18 protein-coding genes and 3 riboswitches are annotated in these 23,530 nt (G+C 75.9%); of the genes, 7 read left to right on the top strand and 11 right to left on the bottom strand.

Going from position 1 to position 23,530, the window contains the following annotated elements; translation table 11 throughout:
* Nucleotides 1–4: 4 nt before the first annotated feature.
* Nucleotides 5–1,396: a bifunctional folylpolyglutamate synthase/dihydrofolate synthase gene (locus G8D98_RS00090; protein ID WP_166097521.1), complete on the bottom strand. Its 1,392-nt coding sequence runs from the start codon at nt 1,394–1,396 to the stop codon at nt 5–7.
* 70 nt (nt 1,397–1,466) lie between these two features.
* Between G8D98_RS00090 and G8D98_RS00085 the strand changes: the two genes are divergently transcribed.
* Nucleotides 1,467–1,724 carry a hypothetical protein gene (locus G8D98_RS00085; RefSeq protein ID WP_166097519.1) on the top strand — a complete coding sequence of 86 codons (258 nt, stop codon included), beginning with the start codon at nt 1,467–1,469 and terminating at the stop codon, nt 1,722–1,724.
* A 9-nt stretch (nt 1,725–1,733) separates the two neighbouring features.
* On the opposite strand, the gene ileS is transcribed toward G8D98_RS00085, so the two are convergent.
* Both ileS and G8D98_RS00075 read right to left on the bottom strand, forming a co-directional pair.
* Nucleotides 1,734–5,102, bottom strand: a complete 3,369-nt coding sequence (gene ileS, locus G8D98_RS00080) for an isoleucine--tRNA ligase (RefSeq protein ID WP_166097517.1) — start codon at nt 5,100–5,102, stop codon at nt 1,734–1,736.
* Nucleotides 5,103–5,327: 225 nt separating this feature from the next.
* The gene (locus tag G8D98_RS00075) at nt 5,328–5,915 is read right to left on the bottom strand and encodes a histidine phosphatase family protein (protein ID WP_166097515.1); all 588 of its coding nucleotides are present in this window, start codon (nt 5,913–5,915) and stop codon (nt 5,328–5,330) included.
* 36 nt (nt 5,916–5,951) lie between these two features.
* On the opposite strand from G8D98_RS00075, the gene G8D98_RS00070 reads away from it, so the two are divergent.
* Together G8D98_RS00070 and cobF are read left to right on the top strand one after the other, a co-directional pair.
* Nucleotides 5,952–7,406, top strand: coding sequence for a cobyric acid synthase (locus G8D98_RS00070; protein ID WP_166097513.1), 1,455 nt, complete (start codon nt 5,952–5,954; stop codon nt 7,404–7,406).
* Nucleotides 7,403–8,206: a precorrin-6A synthase (deacetylating) gene (gene cobF / locus G8D98_RS00065; RefSeq protein ID WP_166097511.1), complete on the top strand. Its 804-nt coding sequence runs from the start codon at nt 7,403–7,405 to the stop codon at nt 8,204–8,206. Before G8D98_RS00070 ends, cobF begins: the two co-directional genes overlap by 4 nt.
* On the opposite strand, the gene bluB is transcribed toward cobF, so the two are convergent.
* The gene (gene bluB, locus G8D98_RS15590; RefSeq protein WP_276509383.1) at nt 8,187–9,977 is read right to left on the bottom strand and encodes a 5,6-dimethylbenzimidazole synthase; all 1,791 of its coding nucleotides are present in this window, start codon (nt 9,975–9,977) and stop codon (nt 8,187–8,189) included. The two genes, cobF and bluB, sit on opposite strands and share 20 nt — an antisense overlap.
* 1 nt (nt 9,978) lies before the next feature.
* Complete coding sequence (gene cobN, locus G8D98_RS00055) at nt 9,979–13,623, bottom strand: cobaltochelatase subunit CobN (RefSeq protein ID WP_166097509.1); 3,645 nt, start codon at nt 13,621–13,623, stop codon at nt 9,979–9,981.
* 76 nt (nt 13,624–13,699) lie between these two features.
* A riboswitch (cobalamin riboswitch) is annotated at nt 13,700–13,765 on the bottom strand.
* Between the two features lie 53 nt (nt 13,766–13,818).
* Between cobN and G8D98_RS00050 the strand changes: the two genes are divergently transcribed.
* The 3 genes from G8D98_RS00050 to G8D98_RS00040 are packed head-to-tail and all read left to right on the top strand — an operon-like array spanning nt 13,819 to nt 17,176.
* Nucleotides 13,819–14,916 (top strand): cobalamin biosynthesis protein CobG, encoded by a 1,098-nt coding sequence (locus G8D98_RS00050; protein WP_166097507.1) that lies wholly within the window; start codon nt 13,819–13,821, stop codon nt 14,914–14,916.
* On the top strand, nt 14,913–15,584 hold the full coding sequence (locus G8D98_RS00045; RefSeq protein ID WP_166097505.1) for a precorrin-8X methylmutase: 672 nt from the start codon (nt 14,913–14,915) through the stop codon (nt 15,582–15,584). Before G8D98_RS00050 ends, G8D98_RS00045 begins: the two co-directional genes overlap by 4 nt.
* Nucleotides 15,581–17,176 carry a precorrin-2 C(20)-methyltransferase gene (locus G8D98_RS00040; protein ID WP_166097502.1) on the top strand — a complete coding sequence of 532 codons (1,596 nt, stop codon included), beginning with the start codon at nt 15,581–15,583 and terminating at the stop codon, nt 17,174–17,176. The genes G8D98_RS00045 and G8D98_RS00040 overlap by 4 nt, the downstream gene beginning before the upstream one ends.
* Before the next feature lie 185 nt (nt 17,177–17,361).
* Here the strand turns inward: G8D98_RS00040 and G8D98_RS00035 are convergent, their stop codons facing one another.
* The 6 genes from G8D98_RS00035 to cbiE all read right to left on the bottom strand — a co-directional run bounded on the left by G8D98_RS00035 (nt 17,362) and on the right by cbiE (nt 22,082).
* On the bottom strand, nt 17,362–18,213 hold the full coding sequence (locus G8D98_RS00035) for an energy-coupling factor ABC transporter ATP-binding protein (RefSeq protein WP_205859655.1): 852 nt from the start codon (nt 18,211–18,213) through the stop codon (nt 17,362–17,364).
* Nucleotides 18,210–18,971, bottom strand: coding sequence for a cobalt ECF transporter T component CbiQ (cbiQ, locus tag G8D98_RS00030; protein ID WP_166097500.1), 762 nt, complete (start codon nt 18,969–18,971; stop codon nt 18,210–18,212). Before cbiQ ends, G8D98_RS00035 begins: the two co-directional genes overlap by 4 nt.
* A 1-nt stretch (nt 18,972) precedes the next feature.
* Nucleotides 18,973–19,278: an energy-coupling factor ABC transporter substrate-binding protein gene (locus tag G8D98_RS00025; RefSeq protein ID WP_166097498.1), complete on the bottom strand. Its 306-nt coding sequence runs from the start codon at nt 19,276–19,278 to the stop codon at nt 18,973–18,975.
* Complete coding sequence (locus tag G8D98_RS00020; RefSeq protein ID WP_166097496.1) at nt 19,271–19,954, bottom strand: energy-coupling factor ABC transporter permease; 684 nt, start codon at nt 19,952–19,954, stop codon at nt 19,271–19,273. The genes G8D98_RS00025 and G8D98_RS00020 overlap by 8 nt, the downstream gene beginning before the upstream one ends.
* A gap of 32 nt (nt 19,955–19,986) precedes the next feature.
* Nucleotides 19,987–20,104, bottom strand: a riboswitch (cobalamin riboswitch).
* Nucleotides 20,101–20,883, bottom strand: a complete 783-nt coding sequence (locus G8D98_RS00015) for a cobalt-precorrin-4/precorrin-4 C(11)-methyltransferase (RefSeq protein WP_166097494.1) — start codon at nt 20,881–20,883, stop codon at nt 20,101–20,103. Its footprint overlaps the riboswitch before it by 4 nt.
* Nucleotides 20,880–22,082 carry a precorrin-6y C5,15-methyltransferase (decarboxylating) subunit CbiE gene (cbiE, locus tag G8D98_RS00010; RefSeq protein WP_205859654.1) on the bottom strand — a complete coding sequence of 401 codons (1,203 nt, stop codon included), beginning with the start codon at nt 22,080–22,082 and terminating at the stop codon, nt 20,880–20,882. Before cbiE ends, G8D98_RS00015 begins: the two co-directional genes overlap by 4 nt.
* Before the next feature lie 78 nt (nt 22,083–22,160).
* Nucleotides 22,161–22,221, top strand: a riboswitch (cobalamin riboswitch).
* 88 nt (nt 22,222–22,309) lie between these two features.
* Here cbiE and G8D98_RS00005 point away from each other — a divergent pair.
* Nucleotides 22,310–23,530: magnesium chelatase ATPase subunit I (locus G8D98_RS00005; protein ID WP_166097480.1), on the top strand; the 1,221-nt coding region annotated here is incomplete at its 3' end.

Raw genomic sequence — 23,530 nt, 5'->3', positions numbered from 1 at the left:
GGGCTCAGACGTCGGTCGTGCCGAGCAGCATGCGCACCTCGGCGGCGGTGACCACCGACCCGGTGGCGAGCACCCCACCGCCGACCCCGCCCTCGTCGGCGAGCCCGGCGGCCCGGTCGAGCGCGTCCGGCAGGTCGTCGACGACGGTGACCCGGTGCTCTCCGAGGATGTCGGCGGCGATCTCCCCGAGCTCGGCCGGGCGCATCGAGCGCGGCGAGCTGTTGCGGGTGACGACGACCTCGTCGACGACCGGCTCGAGGGCCTCGAGCATCTCGGCCGCGTCCTTGTCCTTCATGACCGCGAGCACCCCGACGAGCTTGACGAACGCGAAGGAGTCCTCCAGGGCGGCCCGCAGCGCCCGGGCACCCGCGGGGTTGTGCGCCGCGTCGACGAGCACGGTCGGGCTGCGGCGGACCACCTCGAGCCGGCCCGGGGACTCGACGCGGGCCAGGCCCGCCCGGAGCAGCCCGAGGTCCAGGGCCTGCTCGCCCCCGCCGAGGAACGCCTCGACGGCCGCGACCGCGACGGCCGCGTTCTGTGCCTGGTGGGCCCCGTGCAGCGGCAGGAAGAGGTCGGGGTAGTCCGCGGCCAGCCCGCGCAGCGAGAGCTGCTGGCCGCCGACGGCGACCTCACGGGCGAGGACCCCGAAGTCGACGCTCTCGGTGACCGCCCGCGCACCCACCTCGGCCGCCCGCTCGAGCAGCACCTCGGCGGCGTCCCGGTCCGGCTGCAGCGCGAGCACCGCGATCCCGTCGGTCTTGATGATCCCCGCCTTCTCCCGGGCGATCTCCTCCGGGGTGTCACCGAGGAAGCTGCGGTGGTCGACGTCGATGGGGGTGAGGACCGACACGGGCGCCTCGACGACGTTCGTCGCGTCCCACGAGCCGCCCATCCCCACCTCGACGACCGCGACGTCGACGGGAAGGTCGGCGAAGGCCGCGTAGGCGACGGCGACGAGCACCTCGAAGTAGGTCATCCGCGGACCGCCGGCGGCCTGCGACCGGGCGTCGACGGCGTCGACGAACGGCAGGACGTCCTCGTACGCGGCGAGGAAGCGCTCGGGGTCCACCGGACGGCCCCCGACGGCGATCCGCTCGAGCATGGAGTGCAGGTGGGGGCTGGTGAACCGGCCGACCTTGAGCCCGGCCTCGGCGAGCACCGCCTCGATGATGCGCGCCGTGCTCGTCTTGCCGTTCGTGCCCGTGACGTGGATGACGGGGAAACCGCGCTGGGGGTCGCCGAGCAGCTCCATGACGGCGCTGATCCGCTCCAGCGACGGCTGCAGGTCGTGCTCGGGGGCACGGCCGAGGACGGCCTCCTCGGCCTCGCGCAGCCGCCGGCGCACCTCGAGGTTGTGCGCGGCCTCGCGCTGGGCGGCGTCGGGTGCAGGGCTCACCACACCATTGTCCACGGGCACCGGGCTCACGAGCCACTAGGCTCGTCCTCCCCCGAGACAGGAGACGCCGATGGCGGTGTACGTGGCGTGGACCGGCGCCCCGGTCCCCGCGGACCTCGTCGGCCCGTGGGAGGAGCTGCGCGTGCTCTCGGACGACCTCAGCCTCCTCGCGAGCGAGGAGGCCCTCTCGCGGGTCTACCACGAGCTGAAGTGGTCCCTCCCGCCGGACACCGCCCTGTTCGTCGCGCCGCTCGGCGACGTACCCAAGCTCAAGGGCATGCCGCCGGGCACGCTCGGCTGGCTGCGCCGACGGGCTCCCCGGGGCTGAGCCGGCGGGTCAGCGCCGGGTCACCCGCACGTGTGCCTTGTGGCCCTCGCCGACGGTGACGACGGCGACGCGCTCGCCGTCGGGCGTGACGAGTGGCGCGACCTCCTCGGCGAGGGTCTCCCCCGCGACGAGGCCGCCGTGGGCCTCGAGCGCGGCCTCGACCTCGCCGTCACCGGAGACCTCGAGGAGGATCCGGTCCGAGACGTCCAGGCCGGCGTCCTTGCGGGCCTGCTGCACGGCGCGCACGAGGTCGCGAGCGAGGCCCTCGCGGGCCAGCTCGGGGGTCACCGTGGTGTCGAGGACGACGAACCCGCCGCCTGGCAGCGACGCCGTGCGGCTGGACTTGATTCCCGGAACATCGTCGACGGGAGCTATGCGGAATGAGAAGGCTTGCTCTTCCACTTCCACCACGAGGTCGAACTCACCAGTCTTGAGACGAATCCCACCTGCGACAACCTCACCATCCGCATCGACGGACCAATCACCAGCCTTGCTCGAGGTGATTGCCTTCTGGACATCCCGCCCAAGCCGAGGGCCAGCTGCCCGCGCATTTACGACGAGGCGCTGCCGCACAAGACCTGTCTCTTCCGCCTCAGTAGTAGAGACCAAGTTGACCGCCTTGACGTTCAGCTCGTCGCGCACGATGCCGGTGAACGGCTCGACGCCCGCCGGGTCGGCGGTGACGACGGTCAGCTCGCGCAGCGGCAGCCGCACCCGCAGCCCCTCGGCCTTGCGCAGCGAGGAGCCGGTCGAGCACACCGCCCGCACCTGGTCCATCGCGGCGACGAGGGCGTCGTCGGCGGGCAGGTCGGTGGCGTCCGGCCAGTCGGCGAGGTGCACGGACCGACCGCCGGTGAGCCCGCGCCAGACCTCCTCGGTGACCAGCGGCAGCAGCGGCGCCGCGAGCCGGGTCAGCACCTCGAGCGCCGTGTACAGCGTGTCGAACGCCGGACCGGCCGCATCCGATGAGCCGGACCCGGTGTCCCAGAAGCGCTCTCGCGAGCGCCGGATGTACCAGTTGGTGAGGACGTCGACGAACGAGCGCACCGAGTCGCACGCACCCGGCACGTCGTAGGCATCCATCTGCCCGGTGACCGTGCCGACGAGGTCGTGCAGCTTGGCGAGCAGGTACCGGTCGAGCGGGTCCTCCGAGGACGTGGACCACCGGGCGTCGTAGCCCGCACCGCCCCGGGCGGCGTTGGCGTACAGCGAGAAGAAGTACCAGACGTTCCACAGCGGGAGGATCACCTGGCGGACCCCCTCGCGGATGCCCTCCTCGGTGACGACGAGGTTGCCCCCGCGCAGGATGGGGCTGGCCATGAGGAACCAGCGCATGGCGTCGGCGCCGTCGCGCTCGAACACCTCGCGCACGTCCGGGTAGTTGCGCAGCGACTTGCTCATCTTCTGGCCGTCGTTGCCGAGGACGATCCCGTGGCTGACGCACGAGCGGAAGGCAGGCCGGTCGAACAGCGCGGTCGCGAGGATGTGCAGCGTGTAGAACCAGCCGCGCGTCTGGCCGATGTACTCGACGATGAAGTCGGCCGGGAAGTGCGCGTCCTCGTCCTCGGTGCCGGCGAACCAGTCGGCGTTCTCGAAGGGGTAGTGCACCTGCGCGTAGCTCATCGAGCCGGAGTCGAACCACACGTCGAGCACGTCGCTGACCCGCCGCATCGTCGAGCGCCCGGTGGGGTCGTCGGGGTTGGGCCGGGTCAGCTCGTCGACGAACGGCCGGTGCAGGTCCGGGTTGCCGTCCCGGTCGCGCGGCAGGTCGCCGAAGTCGCGCTCGATCTCGGCGAACGAGCCGTAGACGTCGACCCGGGGGTAGCGCGGGTCGTCCGACGTCCACACCGGCACCGGGCTGCCCCAGAACCGGTTACGGGTGATCGACCAGTCGCGCGCGTTCTCCAGCCACTTGCCGAACTGGCCGTCCTTGACGTGCTCGGGCACCCAGGTGATCTGCTGGTTCAGCTCGACCATGCGGTCCTTGAACGCCGTGACCTCGACGAACCACGACTCGACGCCCTTGTAGATGAGGGGCTCGCGGCAGCGCCAGCAGTGCGGGTAGCTGTGCTCGTAGGTCTCGCGCCGCAGGAGCACCGTGCCCGGCGAGACCGACCCGGTGGGCCCCTCGCCGCGGGTCGCGGCCCGCAGGTGGTCGATGACGAGGGCGTTGGCGTCGAAGACGTGGACGCCCTCGTAGTCGGTGACGGGTGCGGTGAACCGGCCGTCCCGGCCGACCGGCATGACCGCCTCGATGCCCTCCCGGTCGGTGACCTCCTTGTCGACCTCGCCGAACGCGCCGGCGGTGTGCACGACCCCGGAGCCGTCGGTCGTCGTCACCGCGTCGTCGGCGGCCACGACGCGGAAGGCGTTCTCGTGCCCGGCGTAGTAGGAGAACGGCGGGACGTAGGTGCGCCCGACGAGGTCGGCGCCGCGGTAGCGCCCGAGGACGGCGAACTCGCCCTCGTCGTCGGCCAGCTCACGCGCGTAGGCCGCCAGCCGGGCCTCGGCGAGGACGTAGCGCGCGCGGGCGTCCGTGCCCGGGACCGGTGCCTCGACGACGACGTACTCGACCTGCGAGCCGACCATGGCCGCGAGGTTGCTCGGCAGCGTCCACGGCGTGGTCGTCCACACGAGCAGGTGCGCGCCGTCGAGCACCGGGTCGGTGCCGGTGTCCTCGAGCAGGAGGCCGACGGTGACCGCCGGGTCCTGCCGGCTCTGGTAGACGTCGTCGTCCATCCGCAGCTCGTGGTTCGACAGCGGCGTCTCGTCGTTCCAGCAGTAGGGCAGGACGCGGAAGCCCTGGTAGACCCATCCCTTGTCGTAGAGGGACTTGAACGCCCAGATGACCGACTCCATGTAGTCGGGGTTCATCGTGCGGTAGTCGTGGTCGAAGTCGACCCAGCGCGCCTGCCGGGTGACGTAGTCGCGCCACTCGCCGGTGTACGTCATGACCGAGTCGCGGCAGGCCGCGTTGAACTTCTCGATGCCGAGCTCGAGGATCTCGTCGGTCGTCTTGATCCCGTTCAGCCGCATCGCCTCCAGCTCGGCGGGCAGGCCGTGGGTGTCCCAGCCGAAGCGGCGCTCGACCCGCCGGCCGCGCATCGTCTGGTAGCGCGGGACGACGTCCTTGACGTAGCCGGTGAGCAGGTGCCCGTAGTGCGGCAGGCCGTTGGCGAACGGCGGGCCGTCGTAGAAGACGAACTCGTTCTCCCCCCGCTCGCCCGGGTCGCGCTGGTCGACCGAGGCGCGGAAGGTGCCGTCGGCCGCCCAGTGCGCGAGGACGGCCTCCTCCACCTGCGGCAGACGCGGGCTCGCGGGGACGCCGAACGCCTCGCCGGTGTGGTCACCGGTCGTGGACACCTTCGGGTAGGTCATCTCGGGCTGCTCCTGCGGGTCGTCGGCTCCTCGGGCCGAGGACGACGGCACCGGCCCACCGGCCGGGCACCACCGCGGTACCACCTCGCTTGCCGCCCGGGGGCGACCGCTCTTGCACCAGGTCGTGACGTGACCCCGACGTCCGGGTCTAGTGAGGACGGCGGGCCGTCCCGTTCTTCCGGAGGCTCGCCGCTGATGACGGCTCGAACGCCTGTGCCGCCGAGTCTAGCGGCCGGGTGCCGGTGTGCCGAACGGGTTGCCGAGGGACCGGGTGACCACCTCCCCGTTGCCCACGACCTCCCAGGCGACCTCGCGGTGGCCCCGGCCCTCGAGCACGGCGAGCGCGACGCGCAGGGTGTCGCCGTGGGTGACGAGCACGATGTCGGGTACCGGCCAGAGCGCGACCTCGGCGAGCAGGAGCCCCACCCGGGCGTGGACGTCGGCGATGCTCTCGCCCCCACCCCAGCGCACCTCGGTGACGTCCAGGCCCGCGGGCACCGGCTGCGCCCGCAGCTCGCGGGTGAGACGCCCTTCGAGCGCCCCGAGCGCCTGCTCGCGCAGCTCCGCGCGCTCGTGCACCTCCACCCCGAGGGTCCCGGCGAGGATGTCGGCGGTCTGCCGGGCCCGGATCAGGTCGCTGGAGAGCAGGCGTACCGGTCCGGCGACGAGGCGACGCAGGGTGGCCGCGGCGCGGGCCGCCTGCTCGCGGCCCCGGCCGGTGAGCGGCGGGTGGGCGGTCTGCCCCTGGAGGCGCCGCTGGAGGTTCCACGTCGACTCGCCGTGGCGGACGAGGTGGACGCGGTCGGCCGGCACGCCGCCCACGCTAGCCGCACGCCTAGACTCCCTCCCGTGGCTGGGCTCTTGGTGGCGGGGACGAGCTCGGACGCCGGCAAGTCGCTCGTCGTGACCGGTCTGGTCCGGGCGTGGCGGCGCCAGGGGCTGGCGGTGGCCCCGTTCAAGGCGCAGAACATGTCCAACCACTCGATGGTCTGCCGTGACGGCTCGGAGATCGGGCGGGCCCAGTACCTGCAGTGTCAGGCCGCCGGGGTGGAGGCGTCCTCGGTGCACAACCCCGTGCTGCTCAAGCCGGGCAGCGACCGCGAGGCGTTCGTCGTCGTGCGCGGCGCTCCGGCGGGCCGGCTGCGCGCCGGCGAGTACGCCACCGGGCGGCGCCACCTGGCGCAGGCGGCGTTCGAGGCCTACGAGGAGCTGGCGGCCTCGGTCGACCTCGTCGTGGCCGAGGGCGCGGGGTCGCCGGCCGAGGTCAACCTGCGCGCGGGCGACTACGTCAACCTCGGGCTCGCCCGGCGCGCCGGGCTGCCCGCCGTGCTCGTCGGCGACATCGACCGCGGCGGCGTGCTCGCGGCCCTCTACGGCACGTGGGCCCTCGTCGACGACGCCGACCGCGCCCACCTGCGCGCCTACGCCGTCAACAAGTTCCGGGGCGACCCCACGGTGCTCGAGCCCGGGCTCGCGACGGTCACCGAGCGCACCGGGATGCCGTGCGTCGGTGTGCTGCCGTGGCTCGAGGAGGTGTGGATCGACAGCGAGGACGCCCTCTCGGTGGGTCGCTGGCGACCGCCGTCGGACGCCGCGCCGGAGCGGCTGGAGGTCGCCGTCGTCCGGCTGCCCCGCACGTCGAACGCCACCGACGTCGACGCCCTGGCCTGCGAGCCCGGGGTCGACGTGCGGGTCACGACCGACCCCGACCGCTGCCGCGAGGCCGACCTCGTCGTCCTGCCGGGGAGCCGCGCGACCGTCTCGGACCTGCAGTGGCTGTGGCGCACCGGGATCGCCGACGTCGTGCGCGAGCGCGCACGGACCGGGCGGCCGGTCCTCGGGGTGTGTGGCGGCTACCAGATGCTCTGCCGCACCATCGACGACCCGGTGGAGAGCCGGGACGGGCTGGTCGAGGGGCTCGGCCTGCTCGCCGCCGACGTCGCGTTCTCCCCGCGCAAGGTGCTCGCCCGCCCGGCGACGACCTGGCACGGGCTGCCGGTCGAGGGGTACGAGATCCACCACGGCGTCGTCGACGACGACGGCGCCTTCCCCGGGGGGACGCGGGCCGGCGCGGTCTGGGGCACGATCTGGCACGGCACCCTCGAGGGCGACGCCTTCCGGCGCGCCTGGCTCGCCGAGGTCGCGGCCGCCAGCGGCTCACGGTGGGTGGCCGACACCGCGGCGCCGGGGTTCGCGGCCCGCCGGGAGGCCATGGTCGAGCGCCTCGCGGACGCCGTCGAGGAGCACCTCGACCTCGGGGCGCTCCTCGAGCTCGCGCGGCAGGCCCCCGGGGCGGCCCGATGAGCCGCACCGTCCAGGTCATCGGCATCGGCCCGGGCAGCCCCGCGCACGTGACCGCCCAGGCGGCCGCGGCGATGGCCTCGTGCGACGTGTTCCTCGTCGCCGACAAGGGCGAGGCCAAGGACGAGCTCGTCGCGGTGCGCCGGGGGCTGTGCGAGGCGCTGCTCGAGCCCGGGACCTACCGGGTCGTCACCGTTCCCGACCCCGAGCGTGGGCCGGACGCCCGCCGGGACGCGGCCGCCTACCGGGCCGGCGTCGACGCCTGGCACGCCGAGCGCGCCCGGCGGTACGCCGCGGTGGTCGACGCCCTGCCCGAGGACGCCGTCGTCGGCTTCCTCGTCTGGGGCGACCCGGCCTTCTACGACTCCACCCTCCGCATCGTGCGGGCCGTCGGACGGCTGACCCCGGTGACGGTGCACGTCGTGCCCGGCATCTCGGCGCTCCAGGTGCTCGCGGCCGAGCACGGCATCGTCCTCAACGGCATCGGTGGCCCGGTGCACGTCACCACCGGCCGGCGGCTCCTCCAGGAGTGGCGCCCCGACCTCGGCACGGTCGTCGTCATGCTCGACGCCCGGCTGCGCTGCGTGGAGCTGCTCGAGCGGGCACCGGACCTCGTGGTCCACTGGGGCGCCTACCTCGGTCTGCCCCAGCAGGAGCTGAGGGCCGGGCGCCTGGCCGACCTCGCCGAGGAGCTGGTGGCGCTGCGCCTCGACCTGCGTGCCCGGCACGGCTGGGTCATGGACACCTACGCCCTCAGCCTGCCCGAGGACGACGCGCGGGCGGTCAGCGGGACTCGCGGGTGACCGCCAGGGCCTGCCGCACGCGCAGGGCCTGCAGGACGAGCGAGGCCGCGAGCGACCCGCCGACCCCCTCGCCGGCACGCAGCCGCAGCGCGAGCACCGGCTCGAGGCCGAGCTCGCGCAGGACGGCGGCGTGCGCGACCTCCCGGCTGCGCTGGCCGGCGACGAGGTGGGCCTGCACCGCCGGCTCCTCCCGGACCGCCAGCAGGGCCGGCACGCTCGCGGCGAGCCCGTCCAGGACGACCGGCGCCCCGGCGCGCGCGGCACCGAGCACGACCCCGGTGAGCAGGGCGACCTCGCCCCCACCGAGCGCCCCGAGCAGCTGACGCGCCGAGCGCGAGGAGACGTCGCCGACCCGCTCCAGCGCACGGGCCACGACGGCGCGCTTGCGCTCCAGGGTCCCGGCGTCCGCCCCCACCCCGAGCCCGACGGCGTCGTGCGGGCCCAGCCCGAGCAGCGCGGCGGCCAGCGCCGCGGCCACGGTGGTGTTCCCGATGCCGACCTCGCCGAGGACGACGAGGCCCGACGCCGCGGCATCCCGGCCGACCGCGACCCCCGCCTCGAGGAGCCGGTCCACGTCGGCTGCCGCGAGCGCGTCGCCGGAGACCAGGTCGCCCCGGGCCGCGGCCGGTCGGGCGTCGAGCGCGCCCGGGACCGGGCCACCGGCCACCCCCGCGTCCACGACGACCACGCCGAGCCCGGCGCCACGGGCCGCGAGCGCCCCCGCCGACTCACCGGCCACCGCGGCGAGCGCCACGTCACGGGTCACCGACGAGGGGAACGCGCTGACGCCGAGCCCGGCCACCGGGTGGTCGGCGGCGGCCAGCACGAGCACCCCGCCCCGCACCTCGCCCGCACCGAGCGCCCGCACCCGGGCCACGACCCGGTCGAGCACCCCGAGCGCCTCGGGGGCGGCGAGCTGGGCGTCCGCCGCGTCCGTCGCCCCGACCAGCCGCGCGGACGACGGGCCCCGCAGGTGCGAGACCGGAGCCGTCGGCCCCTCCCCCTCCGCCGGCCACCGCTCCTCGAGCACGACGTCCGCCAGCGGTGCCCGCGTCGACCAGGCCGCACGCTGCAGGCCCGGCTCCGGCGGCCGCTCGTCCGGCCAGCCCAGGCACAGCCAGCCGAGCGTCTCGACGCCGTCGGGCAGGCCGAGCAGCCCGGCGAGGTCGGCCGGCTCGAAGAGCGTCACCCACCCCATCCCGAGCCCGAGCGCCCGGGCCGTGAGCCACATGTTCTGCACCGCCGTCGCGCACGACCACAGGTCGGTGTCGGGGAACGTCGCGCGCCCGAGCACCCCGGCGGCCGGGGTGCGGCGGTCACACGCCACGACGACGCCGACCGGCGCCTCGCGCAGCCCCTCGAGCTTGAGGTCGAGCAGCCGGGCGGCGCGGTCCTCGGTGAGCCCCTCCGCCTGGCGCAGGCGGGCCGCGTCGGCCAGGGCCGCCGCCCGGTCGCGCGTGCCGGCGTCCCGGACGACGACGAAGCGCCAGGGCTGGGAGTGCCCGACGCTCGGGGCGCGGTGCCCCGCCTCGAGCACCGCCGTGAGCAGCGGCTCGGGCACCGGGTCGGGACGGAAGCGGCGGATGTCCCGCCGGCCCGCGACGACCCGCCCGAGCGCGGCGACGACGTCCTCGCCCATCGCCCAGCCGTCCGGGGCCGCGGCCCGGGCGGCCGCGCTCGAGTCGTCCCCGACGAGCGGGACGGGCCGGCGGTAGGCCGGGCCGGCCGGCTCCGGCGTGGGCGACCCCGGCGCCGTGGGCACACGGGCCACCTCAGGCCTCCTGACCGGCTTCGATGTCACCCTCGACCTCGAGGTACACCCGGTGCATCTCGGCGAGCAGCCCGGGGTCGGGCTCCTGCCACAGGCCCCGGTCGGCGGCCTCGGAGAGCTTCTCGACGATGCCGCGCAGCGCCCACGGGTTGGCGTGCCGCAGGAAGGCCTGGGTCTCCTCGTCGGTGACGTACTCGCGTGCGACCCGGTCGTACATCCAGTCCTCGACGACCCCGGTCGTGGCGTCGAAGCCGAAGAGGTAGTCCACCGTGGCGGCCAGCTCGAAGGCGCCCTTGTACCCGTGCCTGCGCATCGCCGCGACCCACCGCGGGTTGACCACGCGGGCCCGGAACACCCTGCTGGTCTCCTCGTGCAGCGTGCGGGTGCGCACGAGGTCGGGCGTCGTCGAGTCGCCGACGTAGGCCGTCGGGGCCGTGCCGGTGAGCGCCCGCACCGTCGCGACCATGCCGCCGTGGTACTGGAAGTAGTCGTCGGAGTCGAGGATGTCCGACTCGCGGTTGTCGACGTTCTTCGCCGCGACCTGGATGCGCCGGTAGCTGCGCTCCATGTCCTCGCGCGCCGGTGCGCCGTCGAGGTCGCGGCCGTAGGCGAACCCGCCCCAGGCGGTGTAGACCTCCGCGAGGTCCGCGTCGTCGCGCCAGCTGCCCTGCTCGAGCACCTCGAGGACGCCCGCGCCGTACGAGCCGGGCTTGGAGCCGAAGATGCGGGTGCGCGCGCGGCGCGCGTCGCCGTGCTCGGCCTCGTCGGCCAGGGCGTGCGCACGGGGGTGGTTCAGCTCCAGCGGCTCCTCCAGGCCGACGACGAGCGCGACGGCGTCGTCGAGCAGGTCGACGACGTGCGGGAAGGCGTCCCGGAAGAACCCCGAGATCCGCACCGTGACGTCCACCCGCGGCCGGCCGAGCTCCTCGAGCGCGATGGCCTCGAGCCCGACGACCCGGCGCGACTGCTCGTCCCAGACCGGGGTGACGCCGAGGAGCGCGAGCACCTCGCCAAGGTCGTCACCCGAGGTGCGCATCGCCGAGGTGCCCCAGGCCGAGAGGCCGACCGACTGCGGCACGCCGCCGTGGTCCTCCCGGTAGCGCGCGAGGAGGGAGTCGGCCATCGCCGTCCCGGTCTCGTAGGCGAGCCGCGAGGGGATGGCCTTGGGGTCGACCGAGTAGAAGTTGCGGCCGGTCGGCAGGACGTTGACGAGACCGCGCAACGGCGACCCGGAGGGCCCGGCGGGGACGTACCCACCCTCGAGCGCGTGCAGGACCATCGCCAGCTCGTCGGTGGTCCGGCGCAGGCGGGGTACGACCTCCTCGCAGGCGAAGGTCAGCGACGCCTCGACGCCGGGGTCCGGCTCGCCGAGCGAGCCGGCGACGAGCGCCGGGACGGACCCGGCGTCCCAGCCGGCCCCGGCGAGCGCCTCGACGAGCTCCCGGGCGCGGGCCTCGACCTCGTCGGTGCGTGCCGTGCTCGAGGCACCCTCGGCCAGCCCGAGCGCCGTCCGCAGGCCCGGGACCGCGCCGCGGCGACCGCCGAACACCTGCGTGGCGCGCAGGACGGCCAGGACGAGGTCGACCAGCGCCTGCCCCTCCGGCGGCTGCCCGAGGACGTGCAGGCCGTCGCGGATCTGGACGTCCTTGACCTCGCACAGCCAACCGTCGACGTGCATGACGAAGTCGTCGAAGGTCTCCTCGTCCGGGCGCTCCTCGATGCCGAGGTCGTGGTGCAGCTGCGCGGCCTGGATGAGGGTCCAGATCTCACCGCGCAGCGCCGGCGCCTTGGCCGGGTCCATGACCGAGACGTTGCCGTACTCGTCGAGCAGCTGCTCGAGGCGCGCGATGTCCCCGTAGGACTCGGCACGGGCCATCGGCGGGACGAGGTGGTCGACGACGGTGGCGTGCGCCCGGCGCTTGGCCTGGGTCCCCTCGCCGGGGTCGTTGACGAGGAAGGGGTAGACCAGCGGGAGGCTGCCGAGGGCGGCGTCGGTGCCGCACGAGGCCGACATCGCGAGGTTCTTCCCGGGCAGCCACTCCAGGTTGCCGTGCTTGCCCATGTGGACCACGGCGTGGGCCCCGAACTCCTCCTCCAGCCACCGGTACGTCGCGAGGTAGTGGTGGCTCGGCGCAAGGTCAGGGTCGTGGTAGATCGCGATGGGGTTCTCGCCGAACCCCCGCGGCGGCTGGACGAGGACGACGACGTTGCCGGCCCGCAGCGCCGCGGTGACGATCGCCGGCTCCGCCCCGCTGTGGTCGACGAAGACCTCGCCGGGGGCCTCGCCCCAGGCCTGCGTGACGGCGTCGCGCAGGTCCTGGGGGAAGCGCTCGAACCACTCCCGGTAGCGGGCGGCCGGGATGCGGACGTGGTGCTCGGTCAGCTGGGTCTCGGTGAGCCACTCCGGGTCCTGGCCGCCGGCGGCGATCAGGGCGTGGACGAGCGCGTTGCCCGCCGTCGTGTCCGGCGCCTCACCCTCGACCGGAGGCAGCGGGTCCAGCCCCGGCACCGCCCCGGGCTCACCGAGGTCGTAGCCGGCCGCGCGCATCATCCGCAGCAGGCGCACGGTCGACACCGGGGTGTCGAGGCCGACGGCGTTGCCGATGCGGGAGTGCTTCGTCGGGTAGGCCGACAGCACGACGGCCACCTTGCGCTTCGCCGGGGGCACGTGCCGCAGCCGGGCGTGGCCGAGGGCGATGCCGGCCACGCGGGCGCACCGCTCGGGGTCGGCGACGTACCGGGCGAGTCCCTCCTCGTCGGTCTCCTTGAAGGAGAACGGGACCGTGACCACGCGCCCGTCGAACTCCGGGATCGCGACCTGGGTGGCGACGTCGAGCGGGGACATGCCGTCGGCCGCCGCAGCCCACTGCGCCCGGCTCCACGTGAGGCACAGCCCCTGGAGCAGCGGCACGTCGAGGGCGGCCAGCCGGGCGACGTCCCAGGCCTCGTCCTCACCCCCGGCGGACGCGCTGGCCGGGCGGGACCCACCGGCGGCGAGCACGGTGGTGACGACCGCGTCGTAGGTGGCGAGCTGCTCGAGCAGGCCAGCCGGCGCGTCGCGCAGGGAGGTCGCGAACACCGGCTCGCCGACGCCGCCGGCCGCGTCGACGGCGTCGGCGAGGGCGTGGACGTAGGCGGTGTTCCCGGCGGCGTACTGCGCGCGGTAGAAGAGGATGCCCACCCGCGGACGGGGCGTGGCCGACGGTTCCGGGGCGGGACGCTCCAGGACGCCCCAGCCGGGCAGCTCGACCGGTGCCTCGAAGCCCTCACCGGTGAGCAGGAGGGTGTCGCTGAGGAACGCGTGCAGCTGAGCGAGGTTGCCGGCACCGCCGTGGCGCAGGTACTCGTGGGCCTCGCGGACCACCCCCTGGGGCGCCGTGGACTCGGCCATCAGCTGGGCGTTGGGCGCCTGCTCGCCGCCGACGACGACCACGGGGACCCCGGCCTGCCGGATCCGGGCGAAGCCGGAGCACAGGTCCTCGGGCGTCCCGAGGATGCGGGCGACGACGACGTCGGCCGACTCCAGCAGCGCGGCGAGGTCGGCGTGCCCGGGGCGGGTGGGGTTGGCGACGACGAAGTCGGCCCCGCTGGCGCGGGCCGAGAGCAGGTCGGTGTCGGACGTCGAGAGCAACGCGATGCGCGGCACGGCGGACTCCTCCGGGGGTGTCCTCGCCCCCTTGTCGGCGTGGGCCCGGGGCGCGGCCACGGGCATCCGCGGCGGCGTTCCTGACTCACCCCCGTCCGGGGGCTCACAGTGGCGGGACCGTCCCGGACTCGCACCGGGTTCCGCCGACGTCGGACCCGCGCAGCCTACCCGGCGGGCGCGCGTACGCTGGCGGCGATGTCCACCACCCCCGCCCGGCCCGCGGCCGACCGCTGCCCGGGCCTGCTGCGCCCCCACGTCGCCGAGGACGGTGCGCTCGTGCGCCTGCGCGTGCCCGGCGGCGTCGTCCGCACCGACGTGCTCGGCCGGCTCGTCGCGCTGGCCGGTGACACCGGCGCGCCCCTGGTGCAACTGACCAGCCGCGGCAACCTCCAGCTGCGGGGCCTGCCGGACCCGCTGCCCGAGCCCTTCGTCGCCGCCGTCGAGGGCACCGGCCTGCTGCCCTCGGCGAGCCACGAGCGCGTGCGCAACATCCTCGCCTCGCCGCTCAGCCCCGGCCTGCAGCCGCTCGTCCACGCCCTCGACCGGGCGCTGTGTGCCGACCGGGCGCTCGCCGGCCTCCCCGGGCGCTTCCTCTTCGCCGTGGCCGACGCCCACGGCTCCCCGCTGTCCGAGCCCTACGACGTCGCCTACCAGCAGCTCTCCCCGCAGGGGGGCCTCCTGCTCGCCGGCGGCCGTGGCCGGCCGGTCGCGCCGCAGGACGCCGTCGAGGCGATGCTCGAGGTCGCCCACGCCTTCCTCGCCGCGGCCCCCGAGGGGGTGTGGAACGTCCGCGACCTGCCCGCGGACTCGCCCGTCCTGGACGGGCTCTTCCCGTGCTCGCCGTCGCTCGCCCCGCCGCTGCCGCCCGGTCCCGTCGGGGCCGACCTCGTCGCCGGGGTGCCGCTCGGGCTCCTCACCGCGCAGCACGCCGCCGCCCTCGCGGACGTCGCGCGCTTCGTCGTCGTCACGCCGTGGCGCTCGGTCCTCGTCCCGGACGGTGCGGCCGTGGCCGGACGCCTCGCACAGGCCGGGCTCGTGCCGGACGCCCCGTCGGCGGCCTCGCGGGTCAGTGCCTGCGTCGGCGCGCCCTACTGCGCCAAGGGCGAGACCGAGACGCTGCCGGTCGCGCGCGAGGTGGTCCGCCGGCTCGACGCCGGCACCGGTGGCACCCACGCCCCGGTCCACGTCGTCGGCTGCGCCCGACGGTGCGGCGCCCGGTCCGGCGACCTCGTCGCCGTCGCGCCGGCCGGGGCCGACGCCGTCCTCGCGGGGCTCGGGGCGCAGGGCGCATGAGCCTCCTGGAGCGCCCCACCCGCCGGTACGAGTACGAGACCGACGGCCAGGCGATCTACCGCCACTCGTTCGCGACCATCCGGTCCGAGGCCGAGCTGTCCACCCTCCCGGTCGACCTGCACGGCGTGGCCACCCGGGTCGCGCACGCCGCCGGGGACGTCGGCGTCGTCGCCGACCTCGCGGCCCACCCGGAGGTCGTGTGGGCGGCCCGCTCGGCCCTGCACGACGGGGCTCCGGTGCTCACCGACTCGCACATGCTCGCGGCCGGCATCACCCGCCGGCGGCTGCCCGCCGAGAACGAGGTCGTGTGCACCCTGCGCGAGGCCCCGGTGCCCGACCTCGCGCGCCGCTGGGGGACGACCCGCGCCGCCGCGGCGGTCTCGCTGTGGGAGCCGTGGCTCGACGGGGCCGTCGTCGCGGTCGGGAACGCCCCGACGGCCCTGTTCCACCTGCTCGAGATGCTCCTCGACGGTGCCGCGCGCCCGGCGGCGGTCGTGGGGATGCCCGTCGGCTTCGTCGGCTCGGCGGAGTCGAAGGTCGCGCTGGCCCACCACGAGCTGCCCGGCGGGGGCCAGGTGCCGTGGCTGGTCGTCCACGGCCGCCGCGGCGGCTCGGCGATGGCCGCCGCCGCGGTCAACGCGCTCGCCGACCCGGACGAGCTCGCATGAGCGGCGGTGCACTCCCGGGACATCTCTACGGGGTCGGGGTCGGGCCGGGTGACCCCGACCTCATGACGCTGCGGGCCGCCGCTCTCGTCTCCTCCGCCGACGTCGTCGCCTACCACCGTGCGGCACACCGGGACTCGACGGCCCGGGCCATCGCCTCCGGGCAGCTGCGCGACGACGTGCTCGAGGAGGAGCTCGTCTACCCGGTGACGACGGGCACCACGGACCACGACGGGGGCTACTACGGCGCGCTCGCCGAGTTCTACCTCGAGTGCGCACACCGGCTGCGGGGCCACCTGGCCGCCGGCCGCTCGGTCGTCGTGCTCGCCGAGGGCGACCCGCTCTTCTACGGCTCGTTCATGTACGTCCACGACGTCCTGCGCGAGGAGTTCCCGACCGAGGTCGTGCCCGGGGTGACGTCGGTCTCGGCGGCCAGCGCGGCCGCCGGGACGGGCCTGAGCCGGCACGAGGACACCCTCACCGTGCTCCCCGGCACGCTCCCCGTGCCCGAGCTCGCCCGGCGCCTGGCCGACACCGACGCGGCCGTCGTCATGAAGCTCGGCCGCACCTTCGCCGCGGTGCGCGAGGCGCTGCGCCAGGCCGGCCGGCTCGAGGAGGCGGTGTACGTCGAGCGGGCCAGCGCGCCGGGGCAGCGGGTGCTGCCCGCCGCCGAGGTCGACCCGGGCACCGTCCCGTACATGTCCCTCGTCGTCGTCCCGGGTGCCGACCTGCGGGCCGACGCCGCGGGGCGGGCGGCGGCCGACGGCCCGCTCTCGACGGCGCCGGACGGCTCCCCCTCGGCAGGCTGCGCGTCCTCCGTCCAGGTCTCCGCCACCGGAACGGTCCACGTCGTCGGGCTCGGCCCGGGGCCGCAGCGGTGGGTGACTCCGGAGGCCGGCGAGGTGCTCGCCGCGGTGGCACACGTGGTCGGCTACGCGCCCTACGTCGCGCGGGTTCCCCAGCGCGCGGGCCTGACCCGGCACGCCAGCGGCAACACCGTCGAGGTCGAGCGCGCCCGTGAGGCTCTCGAGCTCGCACTGGCCGGGGAGCAGGTCGCCGTCGTCTCCGGCGGCGACGCCGGGGTCTTCGGGATGGCCGCCGCGGTCTTCGAGGCCGCCGAGGACCCGCGCTACGGGTCGGTGCCGGTCCACGTCGTCCCCGGCGTCACCGCCGCGCACGCCGCCGCGGCGCTCGCCGGCGCGCTGCTCGGGGCGGACCACGCGCTCATCTCGCTCTCGGACCGGCTCAAGCCGTGGGAGGTGCTGCTCGAGCGGCTCACCGCGGCCGTGCGGGCCGACCTCGTCGTGGCCCTGTACAACCCGCGCTCGCGCTCGCGCCCGGGCCAGCTCGCCGCCGCGCTCGAGGCCGTGCGCGAGGTGGTGGGGCCCGACCGGGTCCTCGTCGTCGCCCGGGACGTCGGGCGGGCGGGCGAGCAGCTGCGGGTCACCACCGTCGGCGCGCTCGACCCGGAGACGGTCGACATGCGCTGCCTCGTCGTCATCGGCGCCTCCCGCACCCGGGTCACCCCGGCCGGCCGGGTCTGGACCCCCCGCTCCGTCCGCCCGCTCCCCTCCACCTCCCCGTCCTCCATTTGACCAATAGGTCACGACAGGAACGCTCGACTGTGCCTGAGGTGACCTATTGGTCACGACAGGAACGCTCGACTGTGCCTGAGGTGACCTATTGGTCACGACAGGGACGGTCGGCTGTGCCTCACGTGACCTATTGGTCAAATGGAGGACGGTCGGGTGTGGTGTGCCGGGGCCGGGGCCGCGGCGGCTCAGGCGAGCAGGGCCGCCACGTCGGCGGCGGTACGGGGTGGGTCGAGGACGTCGACCTCCCGTCCCAGGGCTCGCAGCAGCCGTACCGGCCACGGAGGGGTGAGCCCGGCCGACCGGAGCAGGTCGGTGTCGGTGAGCACCTTGACGAGGACGTCCTGGCGCACGACCCGGTCGACGACGACGGCCACCTCGTCCGCCCACGACCACGCCAGGTCGACGTCGTGGGTCGCCATGACGACCGTCGTGCCGAGCCCCTCGAGACGCTCCAGGGCCGCCAGCAGCTCGCCCACGCCGCGCGGGTCGAGCCCGGCGGTCGGCTCGTCGAGGAGGAGGACCTCCGGACGCATCGCGACCGCCCCGGCGACGGCGACCCGCTTGCGCTGCCCGTAGGAGAGCTGGTGCACCGCCCGGTCGGCGAGGTGGGCGACGCCGAGCGCGGTGAGGGCCTCCTCGACCCGGGTACGCACCTGCGCGTCGGGCAGCCCGAGGTTGACCGGGCCGAAGGACACGTCGCGACGCACGTCCGCGGAGAACAGCTGGTCGTCCGGGTCCTGCAGGACGAGCTGGACGCGCTGGCGGTGCTCCCCCAGCGCGCCCGACCGGTGACGCAGCGGGCGCCCGTCGACGAGGACCTCGCCGGCGCCGGGACGGTGGGCCCCCGAGAGGCAGCGCAGCAGCGTCGTCTTACCCGACCCGTTGGCCCCGAGCAGCGCGACCCGCCTCCCCCGCGCGACCTCGAGCGACACGCAGTCGAGGACGTCCGGCCCGCCGGGGTAGCCCGCGTGCACCCCGGCGGCCGCGAGCACCGCGGGCACCGCCGGGGGCTCGTGCCGGGTCAGCCGGTGGGTCACCCGGTCACCGACCAGGCGGCGAGCGCGGCCAGCACGGTCACCGAGAGCGTGACGAACGTCCACGACACCGGCCGCGCCGGGGCGAGGGTGCGCAGCGTCCCGCTCGAGCCACGACCGGCGAGCCCGGCCTCCAGCCGTCTCGCCCGCCCCGCCGCGCGGACGAGGACGACCGACCCGAGCATCCCGAGGGAGCGCCGGGCGGCGGGCCCCCCGGAGTAGCCGAGCCGGGCCGCCTGCGCCTCGCGCACCGTCGCCGCCGTGTCGAGCAGGAGGAAGAGCATCCGGTAGGTCAGCTCGGCGACGTCGACGACCGCGTCCGGCACCCGCAGGCGACGCAGCCCCGCGACGAGGTCGACCACCGGGGTCGTCGTCGCGAGCAGCGCCATCGCCGAGGTCGCCGCGAGCGAGCGCCCGAGCACGTGCAGCGCGCGCCCCAGCGTCTCGTCGGTCACCGCGACCGGGCCGGCGGACCACACGGCGCCGGTCGAGCCGTCGCCGACGGTCACCGCGACGCTCGCGGCCCCGAGGAGGACGAAGGCGGCCGGGGCGAGGAGCACCCGCAGGTACGTGCGCCACGGCACCCGGGCGCCGGCGAGCGCACAGCCGACGGCGAGCAGCGCCACCGCGGTGACGACCGGCGCCGAGCCGGTCGTCACCGCGATCAGGAGCAGCCCGAGGGCGAGCAGTGCCTTCTCCTCGGTGCTGCGCGAGCGCCATCGGCTGGCCCACGCGGCGTCGTCGACGGCGAGCCGCGCCATCTCAGCGACCGGCCTCCGCCCGGGCGGTGCGGGCGCGCCACCGCTCGCGCAGGGTGCCGAGGACGAAGCCGACGAACCCCGCCCCGAGGGCGGCCTGGAGGGCGAACAGCCCGGACTCCACCTCGGAGCTGTTCGGCGCCCACAGGTGGGAGAACCACGGCCGGTAGGACGGGTCGCTCGCGGTGATCGCGTCGGTGGCGGCCCCGTCGGTACCGCCGTAGTCGCCGTTGCCCGCGACGAGCAGGCAGCCGACGACGACGAGCACGGCCACGGCGAGCAAGAGGATGGTGGTGCGCCGCTCACGCATCGACGCTCACCCCCTCCTCGCGGGCGCCGACCCGGCCGAGGCCCTCGAGCTCGGGCCCGGCCCAGGAGTGCAGGGCCCGGACGAGCACGACGCCGAGGATGCCCTCGACGACCGCGAGCGGCACCTGGGTGACCGCGAAGATCCCGAAGAACCGGGCGAAGGCTCCGAGCAGGCCGGAGACCGGGTCGGGGAAGGCGAGCGCGAGCTGGGCCGCGGTCGTCACGTACGTCGCGAGGTCGGCGACCGCGACCCCGACGAAGACCGCGACGGCGAGCGGGGCCCGCCGGAGCAACCGGTAGCAGCCGTACCCGGCCCAGGGGCCGACGACCGCCATCGAGAAGACGTTGGCCCCGAGGGTCGTGATGCCGCCGTGCGCGAGCAGCAGCGCCTGGAAGAGCAGCACGACGGACCCGAGCAGGGCCATGACCGGTGGCCGGAAGACGATGGCGCCGACGCCCGTGCCCGTCGGGTGCGACGAGGAGCCGGTGACCGACGGCAGCTTGAGCGCGGACAGGACGAACGTGAACGCCCCGGCGGCGCCGAGCAGCAGCCGCGCCTCGGGCCGTTCGCGGGCCACGCGGCCCACCTCGCGGGCGCCGTGGACGACGAACGGTGCGGCGATGACCGTCCAGGCGGCCGCGTGCAGTGGTGGGAGGAACCCTTCGGCGATGTGCATGTGGATGCACCCCTTCCCCGGGATGACGCGTCCCGGATGACGAGACCAGCGCCCCGAGTTCCTGGCTCGCGGAAGACCCGCTCACAGTGGCGCGACCGCCCCGGACTCTCACCGGGTTCCTCGACGCAGACGCTGGTGGCGCGAGGCTACCCGATCCCCGTCGGGTCGGCGCCCGGGCGCGGCACCCCGGCGCGCCGCTCCCGCGTGCCGTAGAGGTGGCTCTCGGCGAACCCCTCCGCGGCGAGGGCGCGCCCGACGAGGATGACCGACGCCTGCCGCAGGCCGGCCTGCTCGACCCGGTCGGCGACCTCGGCCAGGGTCGTCCGGATGACGACCTCGCGAGGGGTGCTCACGGCGGCACCGACGACGACCGGGCAGTCGGCGCCGTAGTGCGCGGCGAGCCGCTCGGCGAGGACTCGGGTGTGCCGGATGGCGAGGTGGAGCACGAGCGTCGCGCCCGTGGCGGCGTACGCGTCGAGGTCCTCCCCGGCGGGCATCGCCGTCGAGTCCCGCTGGGCCCGGGTGAGGACGACGGTCTGGGCCACCTCCGGCACGGTGAGCTCGCGCCCGACGAGCGCCGCCGCCGCCGCGTACGCCGGCACCCCCGGCGTGACGTCCCAGGGCACACCGGCCGCGTCGAGCCGGCGGCCCTGCTCGGCGACCGCGGAGTACAGCGACGGGTCGCCCGAGCACAGCCGGGCGACGTCGAGGCCCCTCGCGTGGGCGTCGACGAGATGCGCGGTGATCGTGTCGAGGTCGAGTCGCTGGGTGTCGACGAGCTCGGCCCCCGGCGGGCAGTGGGCGAGGACCTCGGCGTCGAGGTAGGTGCCGGCGTACAGGCACACCGGGCTCTCCTGCAGCAGCCGGACCGCGCGCAGGGTGAGCAGGTCGGCGGCTCCGGGCCCGGCACCGACGAAGTGGACGGTCACGGGCTCTCCTTCGTCGCGGACCACTGGGTGACGGGCCGGGCCGGGGTCCACGACAGGTGCCGGCCGAGCGGCTCGGCGCGCTCGACGGTGAACCGGCGCAGCGCACCACCGTGGCGTGCGTGGGCGGCCACGGCCAGCGCCTCGGTGCCGAGGGTCACGGCGTGCACGACGAGTCGGCCGCCGGGGCGCAGCGCCGCCCAGGCCGCCTCGAGCAGCGGCTCGCTCGCCCCGCCCCCGACGAACACCGCGCCCGGCTCCGGCAGCCCGGCCACCGCACCCTGCACGTCGCCGACGACCACCTGGACGGGGACCCCGTGCCGGGCCGCGTTCTCCCGGATGCGTTCTGCTCGCCGGGGGTCGCGCTCCACGGCGAGCGCCCGCGCGCGGTCCGCGGACCGGCACCACTCCACGGCCACCGAGCCGGCCCCGGCACCGAGGTCCCACAGCAGCTGTCCGGGCAGTGGACGCAGGGCGCAGACGGCGAGCGCGCGCAGCTCGGCCTTGGTCAGCTGGCCGTCGTGCGCGAAGGCGTCGTCGGGCAGGCCGGGGGCGGTACCGGGCAGGCCGACGTCGTCCGGCAGCCGGACCGCGAGCACGTGGAGCCGCGGCAGCGGCCGCGGGGAGGCCACGAGGGCCTCCGCGGTCACCTCGTGCCGGCTCTGGGAGGGCGCACCGAGGTCGCCGAGGACGGTGAGCTCGGCCCGCCCACACCCGTGCTGCACGAGCAGGCGCGCGAGCGCGAGAGGGGTGGTCTCGTCCGCCGACAGCACGAGCAGCCGGGCACCGGGCGCCAGGTGGGGCACGAGCGCGGCGGGCGGTGCCGACACGAGGCCGACGACGCGCGCCTCCTCGGCCGACCAGCGCATCGCCGCGCGCGCGAGCGCGACCGACGAGACGGCCGGGTGGATGCGCACCGCCTCGGCCCCGAGGTGGCGCACGAGGGTGGTGCCGATGCCCGAGACCATCGGGTCGCCGCTGGCGAGCGCGACGACGCCCTCACCGGCGACGTCGGCGAGCAGCCGGGGCAGCCCCGTGGCGAGCGGCGCCGGCCACGGCCGGCGGTCGGCCGGGTCCTGCGGCCCGAGCAGCCCGAGCAGGCGGGGCGAGCCGAGGAGGACGCGGGCGTCCCGCACGAGGGCGCGGATCGCGGGCGGCAGGGCCTCCGGCCCGTCCGCGGGGACCCCGACGACGTCGATCACGGCGCTCAGCGTAGGCCGCGGCGGCCGGCCCCCGGCGCGCGGTCGGCGCCCGTGCCATGATGTCCCCGGCCGACGCGAGGAATCCGGTGAGAGTCCGGAGCGGTCCCGCCACTGTCATCCCCCCGGGGAGAGCCAGGACGTCGCGTCGGCCCGCCGCCGCGCGACACCGGCGGCGTCCGTCGCTCGGGCGAGCGTGGTCACTCGCCGCAGGAGGAGTCCGTCACCCCGTGGTCCGCTACCCGTTCTCCGCCGTCGTCGGTTCCGACGACCTGGCCCTAGCCCTCGTCCTGACCACCGTCTCCCCGTCGGTCGGCGGCGTCCTCGTGCGTGGGGAGAAGGGGACGGCCAAGTCGACGATCGTCCGCGCGCTCGTGGACCTGCTGCCCGCCCAGCGGGTCGTCGCCGGATGCCGGTTCGCCTGCGACCCGCACGCGCCGGACCCCGGCTGCCCCGACGGCCCGCACGCGGCCGACGCCCCCGTCGAGCAGCGTCCGGCCCGGCTCGTCGAGCTGCCCGTCGGTGCCACCGAGGACCGGGTCGTCGGCTCCCTCGACCTCGGCCGCGCGCTCGGCGAGGGCCGCGCGACCTTCCAGCCCGGTCTGCTCGCGGCCGCCCACCGGGGGCTGCTGTACGTCGACGAGGTCAACCTCCTGCACGACCACCTCGTCGACCTGCTGCTCGACGCCGCGGCGATGGGCCGCACGAGTGTCGAGCGCGACGGGGTCTCGGTGAGCCACGCGGCCGACCTCGTCCTCGTCGGGACGATGAACCCCGAGGAGGGTGAGCTGCGCCCCCAGCTGCTCGACCGGTTCGGCCTGACCGTCGAGGTCGCCGCGAGCCGTGAGCCGCACGAGCGGGCCGAGGTCGTCCGCCGCCGGCTCGCCTTCGACGCGGACCCGCGAGCCTTCGCGGCGCGCTACGCGCCGGCCCAGGCCGACCTCGCGCGGCGGGTCGCCGCCGCCCGCGAGGCCGTCGGCGACGTCGAGCTCACCGATGCCGCGCTCGCGGCCATCGCCCGGGTCTGCGCCGGCTTCGACGTCGACGGGATGCGGGCCGACATCGTCACCGCCCGGGCGGCGAAGGCGCACGCCGCCTGGCACGGCCGCACCCGGGTGACCCGGGCCGACGTGCGGGCGGCCGCCCGCCTCTCCCTCCCCCACCGCCGCCGGCGCAACCCGTTCGACGCGCCCGGACTCGACGAGGGCCTGCTCGACCGGCTGCTCGAGGACCTCGAGGACGACCCCGAGCCGCCCGACCCCGGCGGCGAGGGCCCGCAGGACGACGGGCCCGGGCCGCCCGCGCCGCCGGACCCGGACGGCGCCGCCTCGGCCGACACCCCCACCGACGGCGGTGCGCAGACCCCGCCGGAGGCCTCCGCCGAGCAGCCGAGCGCGGCGGACGACGCGAACGGCGGCGAGGACGACGGCCGGGAGGACACCACGGCCGGC

The organism is Phycicoccus endophyticus, from assembly GCF_011326735.1.
In the GTDB taxonomy this organism is placed as follows: Bacteria; Actinomycetota; Actinomycetes; order Actinomycetales; family Dermatophilaceae; genus Phycicoccus; species Phycicoccus endophyticus.
Note: the sequence above shows the minus strand (reverse complement) of the source record. Positions and strands in the feature narration are given on the sequence as shown.

Bases quoted from the DNA above. Each gene is read 5' to 3' on its own strand.
- G8D98_RS00085 (WP_166097519.1), top strand. From the start codon at position 1,467: ATGGCGGTGTACGTGGCGTGGACCGGCGCCCCGGTCCCCGCGGACCTC.
- ileS (WP_166097517.1), bottom strand. From the start codon at position 5,102: ATGACCTACCCGAAGGTGTCCACGACCGGTGACCACACCGGCGAGGCG.
- cobF (WP_166097511.1), top strand. From the start codon at position 7,403: ATGAGCCGCACCGTCCAGGTCATCGGCATCGGCCCGGGCAGCCCCGCG.
- G8D98_RS00050 (WP_166097507.1), top strand. From the start codon at position 13,819: ATGTCCACCACCCCCGCCCGGCCCGCGGCCGACCGCTGCCCGGGCCTG.
- G8D98_RS00045 (WP_166097505.1), top strand. From the start codon at position 14,913: ATGAGCCTCCTGGAGCGCCCCACCCGCCGGTACGAGTACGAGACCGAC.
- G8D98_RS00040 (WP_166097502.1), top strand. From the start codon at position 15,581: ATGAGCGGCGGTGCACTCCCGGGACATCTCTACGGGGTCGGGGTCGGG.
- cbiQ (WP_166097500.1), bottom strand. From the start codon at position 18,971: ATGGCGCGGCTCGCCGTCGACGACGCCGCGTGGGCCAGCCGATGGCGC.
- G8D98_RS00025 (WP_166097498.1), bottom strand. From the start codon at position 19,278: ATGCGTGAGCGGCGCACCACCATCCTCTTGCTCGCCGTGGCCGTGCTC.
- G8D98_RS00020 (WP_166097496.1), bottom strand. From the start codon at position 19,954: ATGCACATCGCCGAAGGGTTCCTCCCACCACTGCACGCGGCCGCCTGG.